The following is a 20,581-nucleotide window of genomic DNA, read 5'->3' as shown; positions in this document are numbered from 1 at the left end:
TGCCTAGACGGGGTTCGGACAGCTGGCGAAACTATCGCCGGCCGCGGGCATTGTCATCATGAGGCAGGTTTGCGGCTTTACGGCAGGGATGCTTTGGGCTAGCAGAAGCCATGAATTCCCACCGCGGAAGCCGCGAGCGGGACCGGCTTATCTGCTTGTTGACAATGTGTTTTCGCCGACATTTGCGAATGTGGCGCTGTAGTCGTTGAAATTCGAACCGGATGCGAGGGCGGCAGATGACGACGACCGATGGCAAAGACCGCATCCGCAGGCGTTCCGAGGAAGAGGAAGCCGATATCTACGACGAGGACGGCAATGTCCGCAGCGATTTCCTGGCGCTGGTCGGCGCCGCGATCGCCGACCGCGACACGCTGTTCCTGCGCCAGAATGTTGCCCGGCTGCATGAATCGGAGATAGGCGACCTGCTGGAAGCGATCCAGCCGGACCAGCGTCTGGCGCTGGTGCGCCTGCTCGGTGACGATTTCGACATGACGGCGTTGACCGAGGTCGACGAGGCGATCCGCCGCGAGATCGTCGATCAGATGCCGAACGAGCAGATCGCCGCCGCGATCGGCGATCTCGATTCGGACGACGCCGTCTACATTCTCGAAGATCTCGACAAGGAAGACCGGGAAGAGATCCTCGCTCAGCTGCCGTTTACCGAGCGGGTAAGGCTGCGTCGGGCGCTGGACTATCCCGAAAGCTCGGCCGGGCGCCGCATGCAGACGGAATTCGTCGCCGTTCCGCCGTTCTGGACGGTCGGACAGACGATCGACTACATGCGCGACGAGGAAGATCTTCCCTATTCTTTCTCGCAGATCTTCGTCATCGATCCGACCTTCAAGCTGCTCGGTGCCGTCGCTCTCGACCAGATCCTGCGTACCAAGCGGCAGACGAAGATCGAGCAGATCATGCGCGAGACCAACCATCCTGTCCCGGCTGAAACGGACCAGGAGGAGGCCGCCCAGCTATTCGAACAGTACGACCTTCTGTCGGCCGCCGTCGTCGACGAGAACGGCCGGCTGGTCGGCGTTCTGACCATCGACGACGTCGTCGACGTCATCCACGAGGAGGCGGACGAGGACATCAAGCGCCTTGGCGGCGTCGGTGACGAAGAGCTGTCGGACAATGTGCTTTCGACGGCGCGTTCGCGTTTCCTGTGGCTTTTGATCAACCTCGGCACGGCAATGCTGTCGGCCAGCGTCATCGGCCTATTCGACGCCTCGATCGAGAAGATGATCGCACTTGCGGTGCTGATGCCGATCGTCGCCTCGATGGGCGGCAATGCCGGCACGCAGACGATGACGGTGACGGTGCGCGCGCTCGCCACCCGCGATCTCGACATCTACAATGCCGGCCGCATCATCCGCAGGGAGGCCGGTGTCGGCATCCTCAACGGCATCGTTTTCGCGACGATCATGGGCTTGATTGCCGGCAGCTGGTTCCATGACTACCAGCTCGGCGGGGTGATCGCGGCGGCGATGATCATCAATCTGATGGCGGCAGCCCTTGCCGGTATCCTGCTGCCGTTGCTGCTCGATAAGGTGGGGGCTGACCCGGCGATCGCCTCCTCGGTCTTCGTGACGACGGTGACCGACTGTACCGGCTTCTTCGCCTTCCTCGGCATCGCCACATGGTGGTTCGGCATCTGAGCAACCGACGAAATTGACTATTACGTAAAAGTCAATATTATCGCCGGTTCATGACGGGGAACCCATGCCGGTGAACAAATTTTATAGCATAACGGAGCTGACGCGGGAATTCGGGGTCTCGACGCGCACGCTTCGCTTCTACGAGGACGAGGGACTTATTCATCCGGAACGGCGAGGGCGCACCCGGCTCTTCCGCCAGGCCGACCGACGGCTCATCGGCGAAATCCTTCGCGGCCGGCGCATCGGCTTCACCATCGCGGAGATCCGCGAGATCATCCAGGTCTACAAGGAGCCACCGGGCGAACTCGGTCAATTGAAGCTGCTGATGAAACGCGTCGACGAGAAGCGCGACGATCTGCGCCAGAAGCGCAAGGATATCGACGACACGCTGGTGGAACTCGACAATATCGAAGAGGCCTGCCTCGGCCGCCTCGCCGAAATCGGCGTCACCACCTGAGCGCAACGGGCGCTATTCCGCCTCGGCGCTGCATTCGGCGGCAATCGTCTGCACCCGCTCGTCATTCTGTATATCGATCGCGCCCGCCTGCAGCGGCGTGAACAGGGCTTGAGTCTGCAATTTCTCCAGCGTGCACTGGCAGAAGCTGTGGCAGAGCGCTTCGCCCTGCTGCATGACGCAAGAGGTGTTGCATTGCCTAAGGTAAGTCGCGACCGGATCCGGCGCCTGCGGCGGGACGACGAGGGACAGCCCGTAGGCGATGGCGATCAGCACCGGCTGGTGGATGAGGTAGAAGGCCAGGCTGTGGCGGCCAAGCCTTGCCGGCCACCAGGAACCGGTGCCGATGGCGGCAAGCCGATGCAGCAGGTTGGTTCTGATGGCGATCGAGGCGAAACTCAATCCAGCAAAAAAAGGCGTTGCCCAGGGAAACAGCGGCACGTAATCGTTGGACCGTTCCGGCATCACGGCAAGGCCGATCCAGGCGAGATATCTCGGATCGAAGAAGGATGACCGAAGCAGGCCGGGTGTGCCGAAATTATCAGTAAGCCAGGCGGCAAAAAGCGCTACCGTCGCAATGAGCGTGACGGCGAGCGGCAATCTCAAAAAAACGATGCCGATCAGGGTCAGCACCGCGATGCAGTGCAGGATGCCGAAATAGATCCATTCGTTCGGCATCGCGATGCGCGTGGCGATCGAAATGACGACGGCTCCCGCGGCAATCATGCCGAAACGCTTCCAGAAGGCGGGCCAGCGGACCTCGGGCTTGCTCGAGAGCACCAGGCTGATGCCGACGATGAAGATAAAGGTCGTGGCGATCGCCCGGGCATAGATCTTCAGCCAGCCTGTCTCGGCCGTGCCCGGCGCGAGATAGCCCATGAATTCCATGTCCCAGCTGAAATGATAGCTCGCCATGGCGATCAGAGCGAGACCGCGCGCCGTGTCCAATAGGCCGATGCGCGGCGGCTTTACCGCCGCATCGGCTTGCGTTGCCGGCAATGTCATCAAAGTCCCTCGGGCAAATCACGTCCGTCGCTCGACGGCGTGTCGCGGCCATACGCGGAAAGGTGGAGGTTCGATGGCGGGCCGGCGTCCATGATCGCCAGCCGCGCCTGCGAGAAGAATTGCCGCCGTGTCAGAACGAAGATGACGATCGCCGTCGTCAACATGAAGACATAGGGGTTGATGAACCAGCCGAGATAACCGATCGACAGGAAGATCGCCCTGAGGCCTTCGTTGAAATTGCTGCCGGCAATGACATTCATGCGGATGACCCGTTCGGCGGCCCGCTCGGCGGCAATGACGTCGCGTTCGGCATCGCGCAGCATCGGGATCGAGCCGAACAGAATGGTGCAGTAATTGAACAGGCGATAGGACCAGCCGAACTTGAAGAAGGCGTAGCCGAACAGCACGGCCAGCCCGCCGACCTTCATCTCGAAGACGGCATGGCCGCCATGCAAGACGAAGGGCAGGTCGGCGAAAACGGCGTCGACCTTCTCCGTCGCCCCGAGCAGCGCGAAGCAACTGCCCAATGCGAAGATCGAGGTCGAAGCGAAGAAGGCGGTGCCATTCTGCAGGCCCGCCATGATCTGCGTGTCGATCATCTTCAGGTCGCGGCGCAGCGAGTTATAGATCCATTCCCGCCGCCGTTCGATCATCGCATGGGTGAGGCTGGTGCGTCCGAAGAAAGTGCGGCCATGCAGCAGCCAGGAATAACCCATCCAGACGCAGGCAAAGAAGGCCAGAGCGATATAGTCCGCCGTCGTCATCAGTGATTCAGTCTCCGCATAAGTGCGGCCACCTTACATATGCATCGAAATGCTGCAATGACTCCAGCGAGCAGCCTTGACATATCATTCCGATATGTATGTAAGTAGCATACACACTAACGGATGGAATAACCGTTGCCTACCAGTACTCGCTTCGTCGTGGCCGTCCATACTCTCGCGATCTTGGCGATCAACGAGGGGCGACCCGTGCGTTCGGAGGATCTGGCGTTCAGCGTCAACACAAACCCGACCGTTATTCGGTCCTTATTGTCGGGTCTGGCCGATGCTGGTTTCACAACGGCGCAGCTCGGCGCTGGCGGTGGGGCATTGCTTGCCAAGAAGCCGTCCCACATTGCGTTGTTGGATGTCTATCGCGCGGTCGAGGACAGCGAGTTGTTCTCCATGCATCGCTCTCCACCAAACAGCGTCTGCCTGGTTGGACGAAACATTCAAAACGTGCTGCGTCCAACCTTGGATAAGGCGCAAGCCGCTCTGGAAGCAGAGTTGGCACAGGTGACAGTGGCGGACATAGCGGCGGACATAGCGCAGCGAGGTGATTTCAGGATGCCAAGTTAATACTTGTGTATAACTGTAATTGTGTCGGTGACACACATTATCTGAAGGGGAACAATATGGCTGTCTCTATCATCGGGTCAGGTGCCATCGGCTCGGTCCTAGCGCGGCGTTTCGCCGCTCACGGAATTGACGTGACGATCACCAATAGCCGCGGCGCTTCCTCATTGGGGGAACTGGTTCGAGAGCTCGGTCCTCACGTCCGGGCAGTCGATCTGCCGGAAGCGTTGGAGGCCGACACAATCATCTTAGCCGTCTTGTACACGACAGTGCCCGAGTTCGCGGACAAGATCGACTGGTCCGGCCGCACGGTGATCGATGCGACCAACGCCATCGACTTCAGTGATTTCAGTCCAACAGACCTAAACGGTAGACTTTCTTCCGACATCGTAGCCGAGACTTTGCCAGGTGCGCGGGTCGTGAAGGCCTTCAACACCCTGCGTGCCGCGATCCTCGATGAAGATCCGAGCGAGGCGGAGGGCCGAAGGGTCATCTTCGTGTCGGGCGACGATGCCGAAGCACGCAAGTCGGTCGCTGCCCTCGTTGGCCGACTTGGCTACGCGGCAGTCGATCTTGGCCGAATTCAGGAAGGCGGTCGGCTACAGCAGTTCGGTGAAAACCTGCAGGGCCTGAACCTCATCCTCAAGCCCTGATCAGCATTGAGGCAACATCAGGAGCCGGGCGACGTCTGCAGCCCCGCTCCTATCTTTATCACGGCATTTGAGGGAATGGTGATGAGCGAAGCATTTAATGAAGAACTGGCCGCTATCGAAACGACCGCGGTCTCCTACTTGACCGCGTTCAATCGCGCCGACGCCGCCGCCGTGATAGCGACATACGCCGCTGATGGCGTATTAATGGCTCCCGGCAGGCCGGCGGCAGTGGGCAAGGACACGCTCGCCATGGTCTATCCCGGCGTCTTCGAGAAAGTGGGATTCGACATGACCTATGAAATCAAAGAGGTCGTGCAAACCAGCGCCGACTGGGCCTTCGTCCGGAGCGCCACCAAGGGCACCGAGACCATCAAGGCGACCGGCGATGTCACGCCAGCGACATACGAGGAGCTGTTCCTACTACGCAAAGCGGTTGATGGAACGTGGCAGATTGCGCGATATTGCACTACCAAGACCAGTCCTACAGCCTGAGCAGCGCGCTGATGAGAACACCGCTTTGCCGTCAAACGGTCTGCCGTCACCGAACACGCGCCGCCGGTAGTTCCGGAGTGGGAGCTTGCTGAAAAGAGTTTTACGGATGGCAACGAACATCATTTGTCATCAGGAAAGGGGCATCCGGAGCCAAGTGGTAAGGGACGTGGCGCGGCTCAACCAGCATCACGCCTTGCACAGCTGTTGCTTCAGTGAGAAGAGTGTTTGTCACGGCTCCGGCGGTCATTCGGGTGTATCGTCGGACAATCCGTGATCAAACCCGATTGCGCATTGCGGCTTGGCCTGGGTCTGCTCTGTGTCGTTCTGGTATGCTGGCGGAATGTCGCACCGGCTGCATGCGATGTCGGTGTGCCGCACGGATTGAAAACCGGCATTGCTTAAGCTTGCATCCTTGTAATCAGAAGGCGCATCCATGTTTCTCTCGGTATTCGATGTCTTCAAGATCGGTGTCGGGCCGTCGAGCTCGCACACGATGGGTCCGATGTCGGCCGCCAACCGGTTTCTCGATCTAATCCTGTCTGACGAATGGCCGCGCCCGTCATCGGGCGCACAGGTCGTCGCGATCAAGGTCAGCCTGCACGGCTCGCTTGCCCATACCGGCATCGGCCACGGTACCGGCAGGGCGGTCATTCTCGGGCTGATGGGCGAAGCGCCAGACAGCGTCGATCCCGATCGCATGGACGGCATCGTCGATACGGTGGAACGCACCGGCCGCATCACGCCGGAGGGCCATCCCGCCTATCAGTTTCAGCCGAAGACTGACCTGATCTTCGACAAGAAGCAGCCGCTGCCCGGCCATGCCAACGGCATGGTGTTTTCCGCCTTTGACAGGGATGGCCGGCTGCTCGTCAAGCGCATCTACTATTCGGTCGGCGGCGGATTTGTCGTCACCGACACCGAGCTGGAACAGATGCGGGCGAAGAAAAACGCGGCCGGCGGAACGCGCGTACCCTATCCCTTCGCGACCGCAAAACAGATGCTCGAGATGGCGGAACGCTCCGGCCTGTCGATCGCGCAGATGAAACGGGCGAACGAGGAGAGCCAGCGCAGCCAAGAAGAACTCGACGCGGGGCTCGACCGCATCTGGGATGCGATGCGCTCCTGTATCGAGCGCGGCCTCAAGGTCGACGGCATCATGCCGGGTGGCCTCAACGTCAAGCGCCGCGCCCGCAGGATCCACGACAAGCTGGAGGAGGAGTGGCGCAGCAACCGCGTCAACCCGCTGCTCGCCAACGACTGGCTGAGCGTCTATGCGATGGCCGTCAACGAGGAGAATGCCGCCGGCGGGCGCGTCGTCACGGCGCCGACCAACGGCGCGGCCGGCGTCATCCCGGCTACGATCCGCTACTATGAGCATTTCCACGAGGACTGGGATCAGAACGGCATCCGCGATTACCTGCTGACGGCCGCGGCCATCGGCGGCATCATCAAGCACAATGCCTCGATCTCGGGCGCCGAGGTCGGCTGTCAGGGCGAAGTCGGCTCGGCAGCGGCGATGGCGGCCGCTGGCCTTGCCGCCGTCATGGGCGGCACGCCGGAGCAGATCGAGAACGCTGCCGAGATCGCGCTCGAACATCATCTCGGCATGACCTGCGATCCGATTGCAGGCCTGGTGCAGGTTCCCTGCATCGAGCGCAACGCGCTCGGCGCCGTCAAGGCCGTCACTGCGGCATCCCTTGCGGTCAAGGGCGACGGTCAGCATTTCGTGCCGCTCGATGCCTGTATCGAGACGATGCGCCAGACCGGCCACGACATGAGCGAGAAATACAAGGAAACCTCAACCGGCGGCCTTGCCGTCAACGTCGTCGAGTGTTGAGTTTGTGGACTTCGGATGCACTAGAGCGGGTCAGCGCTTCACGGAAGCGCTGACCCGCTCGAAGGTTTTGTTTTACGCAATTCCCGGCAAAAGCGCGCTTTGCGCTTTGCCTGGGAAAACCGCCTCACACTTTTCCTGGAATTGCTTTCGATGCTTGACGCCCGCTGCCAAAAGGATTTCAACGGCGGCATGGCATTGCATCTCATCAAACTCTGCGTCGGCGCCGACTCGATAGACGATCTGCGCGAATGGGTGGCGGAACGTTCGCTGCGCGCCATCGCCGCCGGGCTCGAGCCGCACTCGGTACACACGACGCGCATGGCGCCGAAACGCATGGAGGAGCTGCTTGACGGCGGTTCGCTCTATTGGGTGATCAAAGGCCAGGTGCAGGCGCGCCAGAGGCTGCTCGACATCGAGACCTTCACCGACGGCGAGGGGATTTCGCGTTGCCGCCTGATGCTCGGCCCGGAGGTGATCGAGACGGCCGTGCAGCCGAAGCGCCCCTTCCAGGGCTGGCGTTATTACACGGAAGATGATGTGCCGCGCGACCTGATGAGCCTTGGGGCCGGTATTGTCGAAATGCCGGCGGACCTTCGCCGCGAGCTGACGGAACTTGGCCTGCTCTAGAACAGGATGATTTCAGGCCCGGCCGGCCTGAAATATGAATCCTGTTCTACATCAAAGATGTTAGAGCATAATGTCATAAGAAAACGGCTCACAGTTTTCGGCATCATGCTCCTGAGTGCGTTTCCGACAAACAAAATCGATTCCCTGCAAGCGGTAGTCTGCAGATCAGCGCAGGCGCAGCTGCACCGGCGCGCTGCCGTTCTGCGAGGTCACATGCAGATGGATGCGGGCCTCGGGCTGGGAATAGCGCCAGGCGCGGGCACCATGGCAAAGCAGTAGATTGATGAGATCGCGGGTCTTCGGAGACTTCGCCTTGGGCCGCTGCAGGCCCATTTCGGCCAGCCGCAACGCAGCCTCGTGCAACGGATGCAGCGACGAACGCCCCTTGGCCGGCATGCGGCGGTCTGAAGGCATTCCCGGAACATTCTCATTGATTGCCATTGTCTTCCCCGTACGCAACACTGATCGAGTTCAAGAACGGTGGCCGGAAACGCAAGCACCGATTCCGGCCGTTGCCGATGCCGCCGGCCATCGTGCAGGCAGCATCGAATAGCTCATTGGGCAGCCGCCCAGCACTTGATGCCGGCCTTCTTCAAGGCCTTGCAGGCATTGACCGCATCGCGCTGGTCGTCGAAACCACCGAAGCGGGCGCGATAGAGCTGATCACCGCCAGCGGCATAGGCGACTGCGAAAGGCTTTGCCGAGGCCAATGCCTTGCCGCCCTTGCTCTTGGCGCTCTCCAGGAGATCCATGGCCATCTGCCGGCTCGGCGAGACGCCGACCTGTACGACCCAGCCGGCCGGGCCATTGTTGGTTGAAGCGGCACTGGTCGAGGTCGGGGTGGTCGAAGCGGTGGTGACATTATCGACCGCCGTATCGCCCTGTTCCGGCGGCATGGCAGCGGGTGCCGGTTTCGGCACGGCGAGCGATGCCTGCTGCTTGAAGGTCGTGGTCTTGACCTTGGTCGGCGCCGGCATCGGCTGGGCTACCAGCGGGTTGTCGGACTTCGCCTGAGCGGTCTCGATATAGGCAACCTCAGTCTCGGCGACCTGATAACGCGCATCCGGCAGCGGGCCTTTGTGCGGCAGGCTGAGATCGGCGACGGCAGCCGAAACCGGCGGCTGCGCTGCGGTGATCGTTTTTGCGACCTGCTGTTGGGCCATTTGCGGCTGGGCCTTCTGCTGGGTCTTCTGCGGCATGACCGCAGCAGGTGTCTCGATCATCGCCGGGGCAGGGGCCGCCTCTGCGATCAGCGCCGACGATCCGCCGCGACTCGATGCTTTCGGCAGGTAGGTGGCGATCAGGTTGCGCATCTGGGTATCGCGGGCAGGCGTCGAGGCGCCGCCGAGCACGACGCCGACGATCGACTTGCCATCCACCTGCACCGAGCTGACCAGATTGAAGCCGGCAGCGCGGGTATAACCGGTCTTGATGCCATCGACGCCACGCACCGAACCAACCAGGCGGTTGTGGCTGCGGATCGTGCGAGTGCCGAACTTGAAGGCGCGGGTGGAGAAATAGCCGTAATATTGCGGGAAATGCTGGCGAAGGGCGATGCCGAGGCGGGCCTGGTCGCGCGCCGTCGTCATCTGCGCGGTATTCGGCAGGCCGTTGGCGTTGCGATAGGTGGTGCGTGTCATGCCGAGCGCATGCGCCTTGGCGGTCATCAACTGGGCGAAACGATCCTCGCTGCCGCCGCCAAGCATTTCGCCGAGCGCGGTTGCGGCATCATTGGCTGACAGGGTGACGAGACCGAGAATGCCTTGCTCGACGGTGATCGTGCCGCCGGCGCGAACGCCGAGCTTGGTCGGCGCCTGGGCCGCCGCATGAGCGGAGAAGGGAACCGGCGTATCGAGACGGATACGACCCTGCTCCAGCGCCTCGAAGGTCATGTAAATGGTCATCATCTTGGTCAGGGACGCCGGGTATTGCAGCCGGTCGGCATTCTCGCTGTAGAGAACGTTGCCGGTCTTGGCGTCGACGACGATGCCTGCATATTTCGAATTCGCCGCTTCAGCTTCGGCGCTTACCGAATCGACCAGGATAATCGTGACGGCCACCGAAAGGATCGCCAGCAGCTTGGCGAAAAAGCTGCCGGATCGGGACGATGATACGGGGGAGACTGACCTTGACACTATTCCACTCTTCGCTTGCATTTCAGATATTTGACACTTCAACTATCGGCAGGAACCGCACACCTCCCGCCGTACAGCCCGTCTTCCAAATCTACCGATTGGGCGTTACCAATCCGTTTATGATGAATCGTTTATTTCGCTGCCCGGGGAGCATTTTAGGGACTTGTTGCGGAACGGTTCACAAGACGCGTTTCCACAAAGGTGCGGATAGCGGCATCAATATGTTCCCAGTCGTCGAGATGGCTGCTTGAGAAGCGATAGAGGACGCTGAGATCTCTGCCGACTTTGATGTCGCGCTGACAATCTCCGCTCGACGCTTGGTCAGGCACGGAGGGCAACATACAGCGCACGACGTAATCCGGTCCGCCCTTGACGGGCGCCGTCAGCAGTACCTCGTCGCCGTAACCGGCGTCGGCGCGAAGGCGGTGCAGCGTCAGGCCGTCTCGGAAGGACCTGGCCGGTCCTTCGAGCAGATGCGAATAGATCGGCTCCAGGCGCCCGGACATGTCGCGCGACATAGTGCTCTGGGTAATCTGCAGGAAGATCAGGCCGGAGGATTGGGCGACATCGTCGAACCGAAGGCGATTTTCCTTGCCGTAGCCCTGCATATCAGGCCAGGCGAGATAGAGATCGACGCGCTCGGCCGCACCGTCATGCCTTTGACTGGGAAATCGGATGGCATTTTCGGGGAATTTTGCGGTGTCGCGGCCGATCGCCAGCGTGATCTCAAGCGTGCTGTCGGTGTTGCCGGCAAGCGAGATATGCCGGCCGAACCAGCGGCCGCCGATGCTGATGGCAACCGTCAGCACCGCAAGAACGGCAATCACCGCCATCGTGCGGAGGAGAAAGCCCATGGAAAAAAGCGGCTGTTCGTCGGGTGCGCTGTGCGCGGCGTGGCTCATGGCGGTTCTTCGTGTTTCGGTCCGCCGCAGGAAGAACATGAGCCGCCGGTGCCGATGATGAGTCTGATCGGCATGATCGGACCGGCACGGTTAATAATTCGCTAAGATTTCAGGGGCGTGGGGCGCCTGGCGCCGAATGCCTGTCCCAAAAAGAGCGAGCCGTTCCCGGGACAGCGGGAACGGCTCTTGGGCGCCGGTCGGGGACGCATGCGGGGACTGACCGGGCCGCAGGCTGTTCTTACTTGACGCTACCAACCGCGACAGTGCGGCCGTCCTGGAGCTTCGACCAGCGGGCCGGATCGTCGGCGGACTGGCGCTTCAGGTAGGTGTATTCGGTATCCGACCACAGCAGCACCTTGTTGCGCATGTTGTCGAGGATGAAGTCGCCGTGATCGGTGCGGACCGTCAGCACGGCATGGCCTTCGCCGTTCGGCTGCAGCACGACTGTTATCAACGTGTCGGATGGCGAGAAGCCGTCTTCGATCAGCATCTTCCGCTTCAGCAGAGCATAATCCTCGCAGTCGCCGACGGTTGTGGGGTAGGCCCAGCGTTCTTCGACGCCGTAGATCTGTTCGTCCGTCTCCGGCTGGATCGTCGAATTGACGGTGTAATTGACCTTGAGAATTTCCTTCCAGCGATCCTCAGTGAGGATGGTTGGTCCGGCATCGCCGCCGGCATAGGCACATTCGGTTGGGTTCGCCTTGCAGAATTCATAATGTCCGATCGGCGGGCTGGCATTGCCTACCAGGGCCATGCTGGCGGGCATCGCCTGTCCCGAACCCGCCATTGCCATCATGAGGGCACCGGCCAGAAGGCCGCCTTTCAGGATGTTTGCAGTTATCATTGCCGTCTCCCCGTAAGTTGAGGCGACAATGACACGGACGTTTTTATCTCACGCAAAATTACGTAATAGAATTAGAGGCTTAGTTGATTCAAATGCCGATAAAATCTGGCTAAAAACAAACTCGAATGCGCATAAAATTCGAGGCGAATTTGTCTCGAATTCGATTAAAATTGTAATTCCTGCAACAAGGCTTTCGCCCGCGAAGAGGTTGCGTTGCCGTCCTGGGGTTAACGATTTTCGTGGAGTCCGATAAATGCCGGCTGCGGTTCGGCGCTGCGTGGCAGGCTGCAAGGCAGCCGGAATCGGCCGATTCGGCCCGTTCAAAGTAGGCCATCGCTCGGATTTCAGCTTCCGGCGGCAAAACTATTTTTACGGGAAATCTCGAAATCGGTCGGTAGCGGCGACGATCGCCGCGCTCATATCGGGATTTGCTGTGGAATGGGCCGCATGCGGTACGATTTGGAGCTCGCTTTGCGGCCAGACGCGGGCCAGTTCCCAAGCGGTGACAAGCGGCGCTTCAATGTCGAACCTTCCCTGCAGCAAGATACCGGGGATGCCGGCGAGCCGGCCGGCATTCCTCAAAAGCTGGCCGTCTTCCAGCCATGCACCGTTGGTGAAATAATGGGTGATGATGCTAGCCCGGGTCAGCAGATAGGCCGGATCGGCCCAGCGGCGCGGCAGGCCTTTGGGGTCCGCGAGCAGGATCGACGCCGCTTCCCAGTCATGCCAGTCGCGCGCCGCCTTCAACCGTATTTCCGGGTCGGGATCGCTGAGGAGACGATGGTAGGTGGCCACCATGTCGTCATCTTGTTGCCCGCTGCCTGCGGGGACGGCTTGGCGGAAACGGTGCCATTCTTCCGGAAAGAGCGGCGCCATGCCGCGATAGAGCCAATCGACTTCGGCGCGCCTTGTGGTTGTCACGCCCGATAGGACGATCGCCGTGACGCGCTGCGGATGGGTTTCGGCATAGGCTAGCGCCAGCGTCGATCCCCAGGAATTGCCGAAAACCAGCCAGGTGTCGACGTCGAAGAAGACCCGCAGCCTCTCGATATCGGCGACGAGATGCCAGGTCGTGTTGAGGGAAAGATCAGTTTCTGGATCGGCGGCGCTCGGCAGACTGCGGCCGCAATTGCGCTGATCGAACAGAATGATTCGGTAGGCATCGGGATCGAAATGGCGCCGCGCCATCGTCGAACAGCCGGAGCCCGGCCCGCCATGCAGCACCAGCGCCGGCCGGCCCGCCGGATTGCCGCAGGCCTCCCAATAGATCAGATTGCCGTCGCCCGTCTCGAGCAGGCCATGTTCATAGGGTTCGATTTCCGGATAGAGAGCTGCCATCGTTCTGCCCGTCGCAGGTTGTTCCACTCATAATATTACCTGTTGATTGGTTGGAACGACTTGCGACAGAATTCCTGCTTGCTTTCCAAAGCCAGATTGGTTGCCGCTTGCAGATCTCTTTGCGTTGAAGCCCAGGCCTTTCAACACGACCTGACCGGGCGCGCTCCCGGACTTGCTAATCAGGTTCGGCGGCAAGTCCGTCAAGAGATCGCACCGCCGCGACGGGCCGCGGCAACGTCGCAGCCTGTTAGAGAAATTCGCGCAGCGTGTCGCGGGACTGAATCGACAGGAATTCGATTGCCACACCTTCGACGAAATGGCGGACAACGCGGCCGCGCATATTGCCGAGGCGCACCGCCGTTCCGATCGACGGGCGCATCTCGACGTCGACGGCAGCGCCCGATAGCGAAAGGTCCATGATGCGGCAGGTATAGCGTGTGCCGTCCTCGAGCGTCAGCTCGGTATTCGTGTCACGTGGCGTCAGGCGGTCGTGGCGACGATCTTCCGGCAGGCCGAGTTCGTGCTTGTTGGCAAGCCAGGTGAGCTGGGCGGCGAGCTTCTCGCGCTTGCGCTCGGTGGCATTGATCGACATGGTGAAGCCGCGGCCATCGAGCGTCTGGACATAACCTTCGACGCGGCCGAGATGGTCGATATAGGCGACGACACGTTCGTTGGTGCGTGGCCGGCCGAGGCAGGTGACGTACATATCGCCAGGCGACATGTCGATCACCATGCATTCGAATTCCTCGTAATTCGCAAGCATCAGACGGCCCTGCATATTGATGGGCACACGCTGAAAAACGCCCTGTTCAGGGCGCGGCGCAGGTCTTTGCGTCTGAGCTGGCTGGAACGAGTGCATCAAATGGCTTCTTCATCAAAATCGCAGAGACTGATCTTTACCCGCAATCCCTTAACAGAAGGTTGTTTTGCCTCATTCGGACATAGCCGAAAACGAGTATGCGCGATGTCCCGAAACGAAACGGTCAGCGCGCCTCCGCACTCGTCAGCAGCTGCGACACCATACGGCGCATGACCTGCCCGAAACCGAAGCTTTTGCCGGCAACGACTTCGTTGATAGGGCGCAGCTCAGCGGCTTCAGCGTTGCCGAATTTTCCGGGCAGCAGACGGCTGCGGTCGAGCGCCAGGAATTCGAGCGGCACGATTTCCAGCCAGCTCGCAGCCGCCGTGGGTGCGATCGCACCGAGCAGCCGATCGCAGGCGCCGCCCGGCGAGCGCAGCGGCATCATGATGATCTCGAAGGAGGCCTGATGACCGACGGTGCTGTAGCCGGTCGCATTGAACAGGGCCGGCATGGTATGGTCCATCACACCCATCGCCGTGCGTTCGATGTCGGCATGCTGGCCGTTTGCCCAGAGTGAGGAGAAACGTGCGCCGCGCAGGTCCCGCCCAAACAGATCGCAGATGCGGGTGCCGGCGAGCCGGAAGCCGATGTCGCCTTCCTCGCGCGTCTCGAGGATGAACAGGCTTTGGAGCAGATGGGGTACGGCGGAGGGTTCGACCTGCGATTTCAGCGGCGCATCGGCAGCGCCGCGGATACGGTTCCAGTAATCAAAAATTTCGATGGTCGTTTGCACACGCATTTTTCACCAACCTGTCCCATTCCGGATCATTTTCGGGCAATCATTGCCTTTACAGGCTCTACCTTGCGGATTTCATGCCAACTCGCGGCGGTTAAGGTTAAGAAACGGTTTCGGTTGAGATGCTGTGCCCGTCGTGGCAGTGTCCGGCCATCGCTTCGACTTTCGAAGTTCAGCACAACCTGCCCGGGCTGAGGTCTTTCCTCGAACTCCCGGTATGCCGTCCGGCACTTCGGACGGCTTTTTTTTTGACAGGTGGTCCTGTATGGCTGTGGCCTCAACGAGGCGATATCGAAATGAATGAGCAGACGGCCGAGCCGCATAAGGCGCCCGAACCTCCCGAGGTCCAGCCGCCGGCAAAGCCGCCGCGCGTGCCGGTCTTCAACCTTCCGCCAGCGCTGTTCTTCAGTCTTTGCCTGCTTGTTGTCATCTATGCGGTGCAGGAGCTCGTTCTTTCGGACGATGCGCTGAGCTGGCTATTCTTGACCTTCGGCTTCGTTCCCGCCCGCTATGTTATTCCACTGTCGCAGCAGGGGCTTGAGCTGTTCTGGACGCCCGTCACCTATTCACTGCTTCACGGCAGCGTCCAGCATATCGTCTTCAACGCCTTCTGGCTGATGGCCTTCGGCGCGCCGGTCGTGCGCCGCATCGGGACGCTGCGTTTCGTGCTCTTCTGGCTTTTTTCGGCCGTCGCATCGGCAGCACTGCATGCGATCCTGAACTGGGGGGATGTGACGTTGCTGATCGGCGCGTCGGGTGTCATCTCCGGGCTGATGGGCGCTGCCTGCCGATTCGCCTTTCCGGCCGAACGGCGGCCGATGCTGCCTGCGCATCTCAATGCCCGGCTTTCCATTGCCGAGGCGCTGCAGAGCCGCACGGTCGTCATCTTCATGCTGCTCTGGCTGGTCGGCAACGCCCTGATCGCCGTCGGCATCCCGCTCGTCGGCGACAGCGACCAGGCCATTGCCTGGGACGCGCATATCGGCGGCTTCGTTTTCGGTTTCCTGCTGTTTTCGTTGTTCGATCGACTACCGCGCCCGCCTGTTGCGGAACCTGCCGGAACGGAGAAGGATCTGTTGCAATCCTGAGCCGGGCGGTGCACGATTGACCTATCCGCGCTGGGGGGAGAAACCGCCGCGGATGCCTGTGACAAGTGTTTCACGGACATAGGAGGTTCGAATGTCAGTCAAAGCAATCCTCGACCTGAAGGGCAGGGACGTCGTCACCGCCGGGCCGAACACGACCGTCGCCGAGGCGGCCGTCATTCTCAGCAAGAAGAAGATCGGCGCCATCGTCGTCGTCGGCATGGAGAACCGGATTTCCGGCATGTTCACCGAGCGTGACCTCGTGCATGCGATCGCCAAACATGGCAAGGACGGGCTCGACCAGCCGCTGGGTCAGGTGATGACCGCGAAGGTCTACCGCTGCCATGAGGAGACGACCGTCAACGAGTTGATGGAACTGATGACCAGCCGCCGTTTCCGGCATGTGCCGGTAGAAAGCAACGGCAAGCTTGCCGGTATCATCTCGATCGGTGACGTGGTGAAATCGCGCATCGCCGAAGTCGAGCGCGAGGCCGAGGAGATCAAGGCCTATATCGCCGGCTGAGGTTTTCGCCGGCCTGGTTTGAGCGATACCGTCGCCGCGAAACGGCTACGGGCTTTCGGATGATATCCATCAGGGGGAGGTGGCGTAGACTTCCTGCATGCGTTTGATTTCGGGGAGTCTTGCCCTGGCTTCCTCGTAGCCGCGTTCGATCGCTTCGCCCGCCCGGTGGAATTCCGAAAGGCCGATGTAGCTCAGACGCGGCTGCAGCGAAATATCCGGCGGGTCGCCGGCAAGGCGGGCGCGGGCGATCCTGTCCTGGATGATGTTGAAGGCCTGGACCATGACGCCGGTCATGCCGAGACGGGCATAGGGCGCCTCTTCCTGCTTCTGCACTTCCTGCGGCGAGAGGCTGGCATTGTGCCGAACGACGGCCGAGCGGCCATAGAGATCGTAATTGAGGTTGACGGCGACGACCAGCGGCTGCTCGTAGGCGCGGCAGACGGAGACGGGGACGGGGTTGACCAACGCGCCGTCGACCAGCGTGCGGTGATTGCTGCGCACCGGCTCGAAGATGCCGGGCAGGGCATAGGAGGCGCGCAGCGCCGTAATCAGCGAACCATTGGCGATCCAGACCTCGTGACCGGTATTGACCTCGGCGGCGACGGCGACGAACGGCCGGTCGAGATCCTCGACGTTCAGGCCTTCGAGATGTTCCTGCATACGCTTGGTCAGCCGCATGCCGCCGAACAGGCCACTGCCGCCGATGGTGAGATCGAGCAGACTAGCGATCCGGCGCATGGTCAGCGAGCGGGCGAAACTTTCGAGTTCATCGAGTTTGCCGGCCAGATAGCAGCCGCCGACCAGCGCGCCGATCGAGGTGCCGGCAATCATGCCGATCTCGATTTTTGCTTCGTCGAGGGCGCGCAGCACGCCGATATGGGCCCAGCCGCGGGCAGCGCCACCGCCGAGCGCCAGCGCAATCTTGATTTTCTTGACGGGTGCTGGAGGCGGGATCACCTCGATCGTGGTGGATATGCCGGTACCGGAACCTTCGCCTTCAGAGCTTTGACGATGCAAATTCCAGCTCAGCATGGCGCTCTCCCTCCCAGCAGAACACTTTGGGTCCCGATAGTGTGCCCGATCAGTTTCCGAATGGTATATAGAAGCAATTTTTGGCGCAATAAGGAGCAGATGCCGGGAGGTTCGGCTTATTTCCCGTAAACGTCCTGCGGATCGAAATGACGCTCGTCGTCGACGATATCGAGCATCGGCTTTCCGTCTTGAAGCGTAATTGTCCGATAGAAGCAGGAGCGGCGGCCGGTGTGACAGGTGGCGTCGTGGCCGGCGACTTCGACCTTCAGCCAGATGGCGTCCTGATCGCAATCGGTGCGAATTTCCTTCACCGTCTGGAGATTGCCCGAGGTTTCACCCTTCTTCCAGATCTTGCCGCGCGAACGGCTGAAATAATGGGCCGTGCCGGTCTGGATGGTCAGCGCCAGCGCCTGGGCGTTCATGTGCGCCACCATCAGCAACTCGCCGTCGCCGGCGTCGGTGACGATCGCGGTGATCAGGCCGCGGTCATCGAAACGCGGCGTGAAATCGCCGGCGTCTTCCAACGCCGACTTGTCCTCGGATGGTTGATTGAAGATCATGTGACTCATCGCGGCCCTCCTGCGGGAGCCGGTATCAGCGGCTCCGCACCATGGTCATGAAACGGGCCTGATCGGCCGGTTCGGTCTTGAACGTACCCGTAAACGTCGTCGTCAACGTGGTCGAGCCCTGCTTCTGAACGCCGCGCATCGCCATGCACATATGTTCGGCCTCGATCATCACCGCGACCCCGCGCGGATTAAGCGTATCGTCGATGGCCCGGGCGATCTGCGCGGTCATCGTTTCCTGCGTCTGCAGGCGGCGGCCATAAATCTCGACGACGCGGGCAATCTTCGACAGGCCGAGCACACGCCCGTCCGGCATGTAGGCGACGTGGGCCTTGCCGATGATCGGCACCATGTGGTGTTCGCAATGCGAGAAGAACGGAATGTCCTTGACGAGGACCATGTCGTCGTAACCGGCGACCTCTTCGAAGGTGCGGCCGAGCACGTCTTCCGGCGCCATGTCGTAGCCGGAAAAAAGCTCGCGGTACGATTTGACGACGCGGGCAGGCGTTTCGAGCAGGCCTTCGCGGGTCGGGTTGTCACCGGCCCAGCGCAACAGCACACGAACGGCTTCCTCCGCCTCCTGCTGAGAGGGGCGATCGGAGTCGCGGGTCGTCTGCGGAAAGTTTTTTACGATGGCGTCCATGAACAATGGTCTCCTGGTCCGCACCGCGGACCGATCTGTCGGAATCGCCACTGGTCAATCCCATACGGGAATTCATGCACCTTTGGCAGGCTCCGGGGCTTTCGAGGCGCATTCAACGCCCGTCCGGCACGGTTTCCCAATCAAACTTACACGAGGCCATTGCATTTTCATGGCCTTCGAACGACATACATATAGGAAGACGGCCATCGTATGTAAGTATCCTCAGATGACACGGTGTATTTTTTGTTTCAATAACAATAACAGCCCTTGTTGAGGCCGATCCGCAGCGATTTTGGAGCGGAGATCTAACATGGACGACATCTACAACAGCAAGATCCTCGAATTCGCCGGCAATATTCCGTTGACCGGCATGTTGGCGGAGGCCGATGCGAGCGCCCAGGCCTATTCGAAGCTTTGCGGCTCGAAGGTCAGGATCTGGCTGAAGATGGACGGCGATATGGTGACCGGTTTTGCTCATGACGTGAAGGCCTGCGCGCTCGGCCAGGCCTCGTCCTCGATCATGGCCCGCCATGTCGTCGGCGCCACATCCGGCGAATTGCGCCAGGCACGCCAGGACATGCTTGCCATGTTGAAGGCAGATGGTGCAGGGCCGGAGGGACGGTTCGAAGACATGCGTTATCTGCTGCCGGTGCGGGACTACAAGGCCCGCCATGCCTCGACGATGCTGACCTTCGATGCGGTCGTCGATGCGATCGGGCAGATCGAGGCGAAACGGGCTGAGATTGTCGAGGCGTAACGGAGATGTGCGAGTTCTGCGCCCTGCAGGCAGGCGATGAGGATGACGGGGAAAAGCCGCGTGAAAAGACCGCATCCACTTCCCGCAACTATAGCGGTCCGTTCCGCAAGACTCCCGACCGCCTGCTCGGCATGGGGTTCATCCGCTTCTACCAGCTGACGCTTTCGGGCTTTGTCGGCAATTCCTGCCGCCATATCCCCACCTGCTCCGAATATGGCTATGAGTCGATCGCCCGCCATGGACTGTGGGCCGGCGGCTGGATGACGTTGTTTCGGGTCGGCCGCTGCGGCCCGGGCGGCACCAGCGGCCTCGACCAGGTTCCGGAAGTGCTCGGCGACCGGTTCCGCTGGTGGACGCCGTGGCGGTATCTCTCCCTCGGACGCAAGAGAGGGTGAGCGCCATGACGATGCCCGGCGAATACGGATGTGTTGGCAGGGCCGGGCAGCGATGATGCGTGAAGGATGGTCACCCTTCGGTGATCATGGTTTCGCAACCGATGTAGGAGAGGAGTTCTAACGGCCATGAGTACGTTTATCGCCCTTCTGCACAGCATTGTCCTGACGCCCGATCGCCGCGTGATCATGCAGGATTTGCGCGCGCTGGCCGAAGAGCTCGGTTATCGCGAGCCGCGCACGTTGGTTTCCACCGGCAATCTGGTTTTCGAAGCTGACAATATGCGGCCGCACGAACTGGAGGTGGCCTTGGAAGAGGGCTTTGAAGAAAAATTCGGCAAACACGTCGATATCGTCGTGCGCAACGACTGCAGTTGGATGGCGCTTTGCAGCACCAATCCGTTCAAGGACGGCAACGCCGAAGAGGTCATCGTCCGGGTAATGCGACTGCCGGTCGATCCCAAGAAGGTGGAGGCGCTGAAAGAGCTGATGACGGAGGGACAGCGCATGGCCGTCGTCGGCGGCGATCTCTGGATCGACTTTGCCGGCAAGCCGAGCCAGTCCAAGCTGCTTTCGGCCCTGACGACCAAGCGGATAGGCGTCGGGACGATGCGCAACTGGAACACCGTGTGCGGCCTTGCCGAGATGATCATGTAGGCCGGCTTCGTCTTTACTCGCGAGGGAAATCTGATTATCAGGCGGGAGCGCA

Annotated in this window: 24 protein-coding genes; 12 read left to right on the top strand and 12 right to left on the bottom strand. The window is 60.9% G+C overall.

Annotation, left to right across the window (positions count from 1 at the left end; genetic code table 11):
• The first annotated feature begins 236 nt into the window (after window positions 1–236).
• Entirely contained in the window at window positions 237–1,652 is a 1,416-nt protein-coding gene (mgtE, locus tag RCCGE510_RS08895) for a magnesium transporter (protein ID WP_007629185.1), read from the top strand.
• Between the two features lie 64 nt (window positions 1,653–1,716).
• Window positions 1,717–2,109 carry a MerR family DNA-binding transcriptional regulator gene (locus tag RCCGE510_RS08890; RefSeq protein ID WP_037078194.1) on the top strand — a complete coding sequence of 131 codons (393 nt, stop codon included), beginning with the start codon at window positions 1,717–1,719 and terminating at the stop codon, window positions 2,107–2,109.
• Window positions 2,110–2,121: 12 nt separating this feature from the next.
• Here the strand turns inward: RCCGE510_RS08890 and RCCGE510_RS08885 are convergent, their stop codons facing one another.
• The gene (locus tag RCCGE510_RS08885) at window positions 2,122–3,111 is read right to left on the bottom strand and encodes a DUF1624 domain-containing protein (RefSeq protein ID WP_007629183.1); all 990 of its coding nucleotides are present in this window, start codon (window positions 3,109–3,111) and stop codon (window positions 2,122–2,124) included.
• Entirely contained in the window at window positions 3,111–3,875 is a 765-nt protein-coding gene (locus tag RCCGE510_RS08880; protein ID WP_007629181.1) for a DUF599 domain-containing protein, read from the bottom strand. Before RCCGE510_RS08880 ends, RCCGE510_RS08885 begins: the two co-directional genes overlap by 1 nt.
• Window positions 3,876–4,010: 135 nt before the next feature.
• Here RCCGE510_RS08880 and RCCGE510_RS08875 point away from each other — a divergent pair, with 135 nt between their 5' ends.
• The 5 genes from RCCGE510_RS08875 (at window position 4,011) to RCCGE510_RS08850 (ending at window position 8,057) form a co-directional block, all read left to right on the top strand.
• Window positions 4,011–4,451: an Rrf2 family transcriptional regulator gene (locus tag RCCGE510_RS08875; protein ID WP_007629179.1), complete on the top strand. Its 441-nt coding sequence runs from the start codon at window positions 4,011–4,013 to the stop codon at window positions 4,449–4,451.
• Window positions 4,452–4,507: 56 nt separating this feature from the next.
• Window positions 4,508–5,101: an NADPH-dependent F420 reductase gene (locus tag RCCGE510_RS08870; protein WP_007629177.1), complete on the top strand. Its 594-nt coding sequence runs from the start codon at window positions 4,508–4,510 to the stop codon at window positions 5,099–5,101.
• An 81-nt stretch (window positions 5,102–5,182) separates the two neighbouring features.
• Window positions 5,183–5,593: a nuclear transport factor 2 family protein gene (locus tag RCCGE510_RS08865; RefSeq protein WP_007629176.1), complete on the top strand. Its 411-nt coding sequence runs from the start codon at window positions 5,183–5,185 to the stop codon at window positions 5,591–5,593.
• Window positions 5,594–6,026: 433 nt separating this feature from the next.
• The gene (locus tag RCCGE510_RS08855) at window positions 6,027–7,430 is read left to right on the top strand and encodes an L-serine ammonia-lyase (RefSeq protein ID WP_007629174.1); all 1,404 of its coding nucleotides are present in this window, start codon (window positions 6,027–6,029) and stop codon (window positions 7,428–7,430) included.
• Window positions 7,431–7,619: 189 nt separating this feature from the next.
• Window positions 7,620–8,057, top strand: coding sequence for a DUF1489 family protein (locus tag RCCGE510_RS08850; RefSeq protein WP_007629173.1), 438 nt, complete (start codon window positions 7,620–7,622; stop codon window positions 8,055–8,057).
• Window positions 8,058–8,222: 165 nt separating this feature from the next.
• Here RCCGE510_RS08850 and RCCGE510_RS08845 read toward each other — a convergent pair whose 3' ends face one another.
• The 7 genes from RCCGE510_RS08845 to RCCGE510_RS08815 all read right to left on the bottom strand — a co-directional run bounded on the left by RCCGE510_RS08845 (window position 8,223) and on the right by RCCGE510_RS08815 (window position 14,877).
• A complete protein-coding gene (locus RCCGE510_RS08845; protein ID WP_007629172.1) occupies window positions 8,223–8,498 on the bottom strand; it encodes a hypothetical protein in 276 nt (91 codons plus the stop codon).
• A 113-nt stretch (window positions 8,499–8,611) separates the two neighbouring features.
• Window positions 8,612–10,213 carry a serine hydrolase gene (locus tag RCCGE510_RS08840; protein ID WP_037078192.1) on the bottom strand — a complete coding sequence of 534 codons (1,602 nt, stop codon included), beginning with the start codon at window positions 10,211–10,213 and terminating at the stop codon, window positions 8,612–8,614.
• A gap of 134 nt (window positions 10,214–10,347) precedes the next feature.
• Window positions 10,348–11,133, bottom strand: a complete 786-nt coding sequence (locus RCCGE510_RS08835) for a hypothetical protein (RefSeq protein WP_037078190.1) — start codon at window positions 11,131–11,133, stop codon at window positions 10,348–10,350.
• Between the two features lie 199 nt (window positions 11,134–11,332).
• Window positions 11,333–11,938, bottom strand: coding sequence for a transglutaminase-like cysteine peptidase (locus RCCGE510_RS08830; protein WP_007629169.1), 606 nt, complete (start codon window positions 11,936–11,938; stop codon window positions 11,333–11,335).
• A gap of 369 nt (window positions 11,939–12,307) precedes the next feature.
• Window positions 12,308–13,276 carry a prolyl aminopeptidase gene (gene pip / locus RCCGE510_RS08825; protein WP_007629162.1) on the bottom strand — a complete coding sequence of 323 codons (969 nt, stop codon included), beginning with the start codon at window positions 13,274–13,276 and terminating at the stop codon, window positions 12,308–12,310.
• Between the two features lie 247 nt (window positions 13,277–13,523).
• A complete protein-coding gene (locus RCCGE510_RS08820) occupies window positions 13,524–14,135 on the bottom strand; it encodes a PilZ domain-containing protein (RefSeq protein WP_007629160.1) in 612 nt (203 codons plus the stop codon).
• 124 nt (window positions 14,136–14,259) lie between these two features.
• Entirely contained in the window at window positions 14,260–14,877 is a 618-nt protein-coding gene (locus RCCGE510_RS08815; protein WP_007629159.1) for a PAS domain-containing protein, read from the bottom strand.
• 293 nt (window positions 14,878–15,170) lie between these two features.
• On the opposite strand from RCCGE510_RS08815, the gene RCCGE510_RS08810 reads away from it, so the two are divergent.
• Both RCCGE510_RS08810 and RCCGE510_RS08805 read left to right on the top strand, forming a co-directional pair.
• Window positions 15,171–15,962 (top strand): rhomboid family intramembrane serine protease, encoded by a 792-nt coding sequence (locus RCCGE510_RS08810; RefSeq protein ID WP_007629158.1) that lies wholly within the window; start codon window positions 15,171–15,173, stop codon window positions 15,960–15,962.
• 91 nt (window positions 15,963–16,053) lie between these two features.
• Window positions 16,054–16,482, top strand: coding sequence for a CBS domain-containing protein (locus tag RCCGE510_RS08805; protein ID WP_007629157.1), 429 nt, complete (start codon window positions 16,054–16,056; stop codon window positions 16,480–16,482).
• 69 nt (window positions 16,483–16,551) lie between these two features.
• Here RCCGE510_RS08805 and RCCGE510_RS08800 read toward each other — a convergent pair whose 3' ends face one another.
• From RCCGE510_RS08800 to folE, 3 genes are all read right to left on the bottom strand, one after another.
• On the bottom strand, window positions 16,552–17,514 hold the full coding sequence (locus RCCGE510_RS08800; protein WP_007629156.1) for a patatin-like phospholipase family protein: 963 nt from the start codon (window positions 17,512–17,514) through the stop codon (window positions 16,552–16,554).
• 116 nt (window positions 17,515–17,630) lie between these two features.
• The gene (gene hisI, locus RCCGE510_RS08795; RefSeq protein WP_007629155.1) at window positions 17,631–18,083 is read right to left on the bottom strand and encodes a phosphoribosyl-AMP cyclohydrolase; all 453 of its coding nucleotides are present in this window, start codon (window positions 18,081–18,083) and stop codon (window positions 17,631–17,633) included.
• A gap of 25 nt (window positions 18,084–18,108) precedes the next feature.
• The gene (folE, locus tag RCCGE510_RS08790; protein ID WP_007629153.1) at window positions 18,109–18,723 is read right to left on the bottom strand and encodes a GTP cyclohydrolase I FolE; all 615 of its coding nucleotides are present in this window, start codon (window positions 18,721–18,723) and stop codon (window positions 18,109–18,111) included.
• Window positions 18,724–19,033: 310 nt separating this feature from the next.
• On the opposite strand from folE, the gene RCCGE510_RS08785 reads away from it, so the two are divergent.
• From RCCGE510_RS08785 to RCCGE510_RS08775, 3 genes are all read left to right on the top strand, one after another.
• Window positions 19,034–19,480, top strand: a complete 447-nt coding sequence (locus RCCGE510_RS08785; RefSeq protein ID WP_007629151.1) for an iron-sulfur cluster assembly scaffold protein — start codon at window positions 19,034–19,036, stop codon at window positions 19,478–19,480.
• A 5-nt stretch (window positions 19,481–19,485) separates the two neighbouring features.
• The gene (gene yidD / locus RCCGE510_RS08780) at window positions 19,486–19,875 is read left to right on the top strand and encodes a membrane protein insertion efficiency factor YidD (protein WP_007629150.1); all 390 of its coding nucleotides are present in this window, start codon (window positions 19,486–19,488) and stop codon (window positions 19,873–19,875) included.
• A 126-nt stretch (window positions 19,876–20,001) separates the two neighbouring features.
• Complete coding sequence (locus RCCGE510_RS08775; protein ID WP_007629149.1) at window positions 20,002–20,529, top strand: DUF1697 domain-containing protein; 528 nt, start codon at window positions 20,002–20,004, stop codon at window positions 20,527–20,529.
• Window positions 20,530–20,581: the final 52 nt, after the last annotated feature.

The organism is Rhizobium sp. CCGE 510 (assembly GCF_000292525.1).
Classification (GTDB): Bacteria; Pseudomonadota; Alphaproteobacteria; order Rhizobiales; family Rhizobiaceae; genus Rhizobium.
Note: the sequence above shows the minus strand (reverse complement) of the source record. Positions and strands in the feature narration are given on the sequence as shown.

Excerpts from the sequence above, each read along its gene's own strand:
- RCCGE510_RS08835 (WP_037078190.1), bottom strand. The coding sequence starts at position 11,133 with ATGTTCTTCCTGCGGCGGACCGAAACACGAAGAACCGCCATGAGCCAC.
- RCCGE510_RS08845 (WP_007629172.1), bottom strand. The coding sequence starts at position 8,498 with ATGGCAATCAATGAGAATGTTCCGGGAATGCCTTCAGACCGCCGCATG.
- RCCGE510_RS08815 (WP_007629159.1), bottom strand. The coding sequence starts at position 14,877 with ATGCGTGTGCAAACGACCATCGAAATTTTTGATTACTGGAACCGTATC.
- RCCGE510_RS08840 (WP_037078192.1), bottom strand. The coding sequence starts at position 10,213 with ATGCAAGCGAAGAGTGGAATAGTGTCAAGGTCAGTCTCCCCCGTATCA.
- RCCGE510_RS08775 (WP_007629149.1), top strand. The coding sequence starts at position 20,002 with ATGAGTACGTTTATCGCCCTTCTGCACAGCATTGTCCTGACGCCCGAT.
- RCCGE510_RS08870 (WP_007629177.1), top strand. The coding sequence starts at position 4,508 with ATGGCTGTCTCTATCATCGGGTCAGGTGCCATCGGCTCGGTCCTAGCG.
- folE (WP_007629153.1), bottom strand. The coding sequence starts at position 18,723 with ATGGACGCCATCGTAAAAAACTTTCCGCAGACGACCCGCGACTCCGAT.
- RCCGE510_RS08805 (WP_007629157.1), top strand. The coding sequence starts at position 16,054 with ATGTCAGTCAAAGCAATCCTCGACCTGAAGGGCAGGGACGTCGTCACC.
- RCCGE510_RS08855 (WP_007629174.1), top strand. The coding sequence starts at position 6,027 with ATGTTTCTCTCGGTATTCGATGTCTTCAAGATCGGTGTCGGGCCGTCG.
- RCCGE510_RS08800 (WP_007629156.1), bottom strand. The coding sequence starts at position 17,514 with ATGCTGAGCTGGAATTTGCATCGTCAAAGCTCTGAAGGCGAAGGTTCC.
- RCCGE510_RS08810 (WP_007629158.1), top strand. The coding sequence starts at position 15,171 with ATGAATGAGCAGACGGCCGAGCCGCATAAGGCGCCCGAACCTCCCGAG.
- yidD (WP_007629150.1), top strand. The coding sequence starts at position 19,486 with ATGTGCGAGTTCTGCGCCCTGCAGGCAGGCGATGAGGATGACGGGGAA.
- RCCGE510_RS08820 (WP_007629160.1), bottom strand. The coding sequence starts at position 14,135 with ATGCACTCGTTCCAGCCAGCTCAGACGCAAAGACCTGCGCCGCGCCCT.
- RCCGE510_RS08830 (WP_007629169.1), bottom strand. The coding sequence starts at position 11,938 with ATGATAACTGCAAACATCCTGAAAGGCGGCCTTCTGGCCGGTGCCCTC.
- hisI (WP_007629155.1), bottom strand. The coding sequence starts at position 18,083 with ATGAGTCACATGATCTTCAATCAACCATCCGAGGACAAGTCGGCGTTG.
- RCCGE510_RS08890 (WP_037078194.1), top strand. The coding sequence starts at position 1,717 with ATGCCGGTGAACAAATTTTATAGCATAACGGAGCTGACGCGGGAATTC.
- mgtE (WP_007629185.1), top strand. The coding sequence starts at position 237 with ATGACGACGACCGATGGCAAAGACCGCATCCGCAGGCGTTCCGAGGAA.
- RCCGE510_RS08785 (WP_007629151.1), top strand. The coding sequence starts at position 19,034 with ATGGACGACATCTACAACAGCAAGATCCTCGAATTCGCCGGCAATATT.
- RCCGE510_RS08885 (WP_007629183.1), bottom strand. The coding sequence starts at position 3,111 with ATGACATTGCCGGCAACGCAAGCCGATGCGGCGGTAAAGCCGCCGCGC.
- RCCGE510_RS08865 (WP_007629176.1), top strand. The coding sequence starts at position 5,183 with ATGAGCGAAGCATTTAATGAAGAACTGGCCGCTATCGAAACGACCGCG.
- RCCGE510_RS08880 (WP_007629181.1), bottom strand. The coding sequence starts at position 3,875 with ATGACGACGGCGGACTATATCGCTCTGGCCTTCTTTGCCTGCGTCTGG.
- RCCGE510_RS08850 (WP_007629173.1), top strand. The coding sequence starts at position 7,620 with ATGGCATTGCATCTCATCAAACTCTGCGTCGGCGCCGACTCGATAGAC.
- pip (WP_007629162.1), bottom strand. The coding sequence starts at position 13,276 with ATGGCAGCTCTCTATCCGGAAATCGAACCCTATGAACATGGCCTGCTC.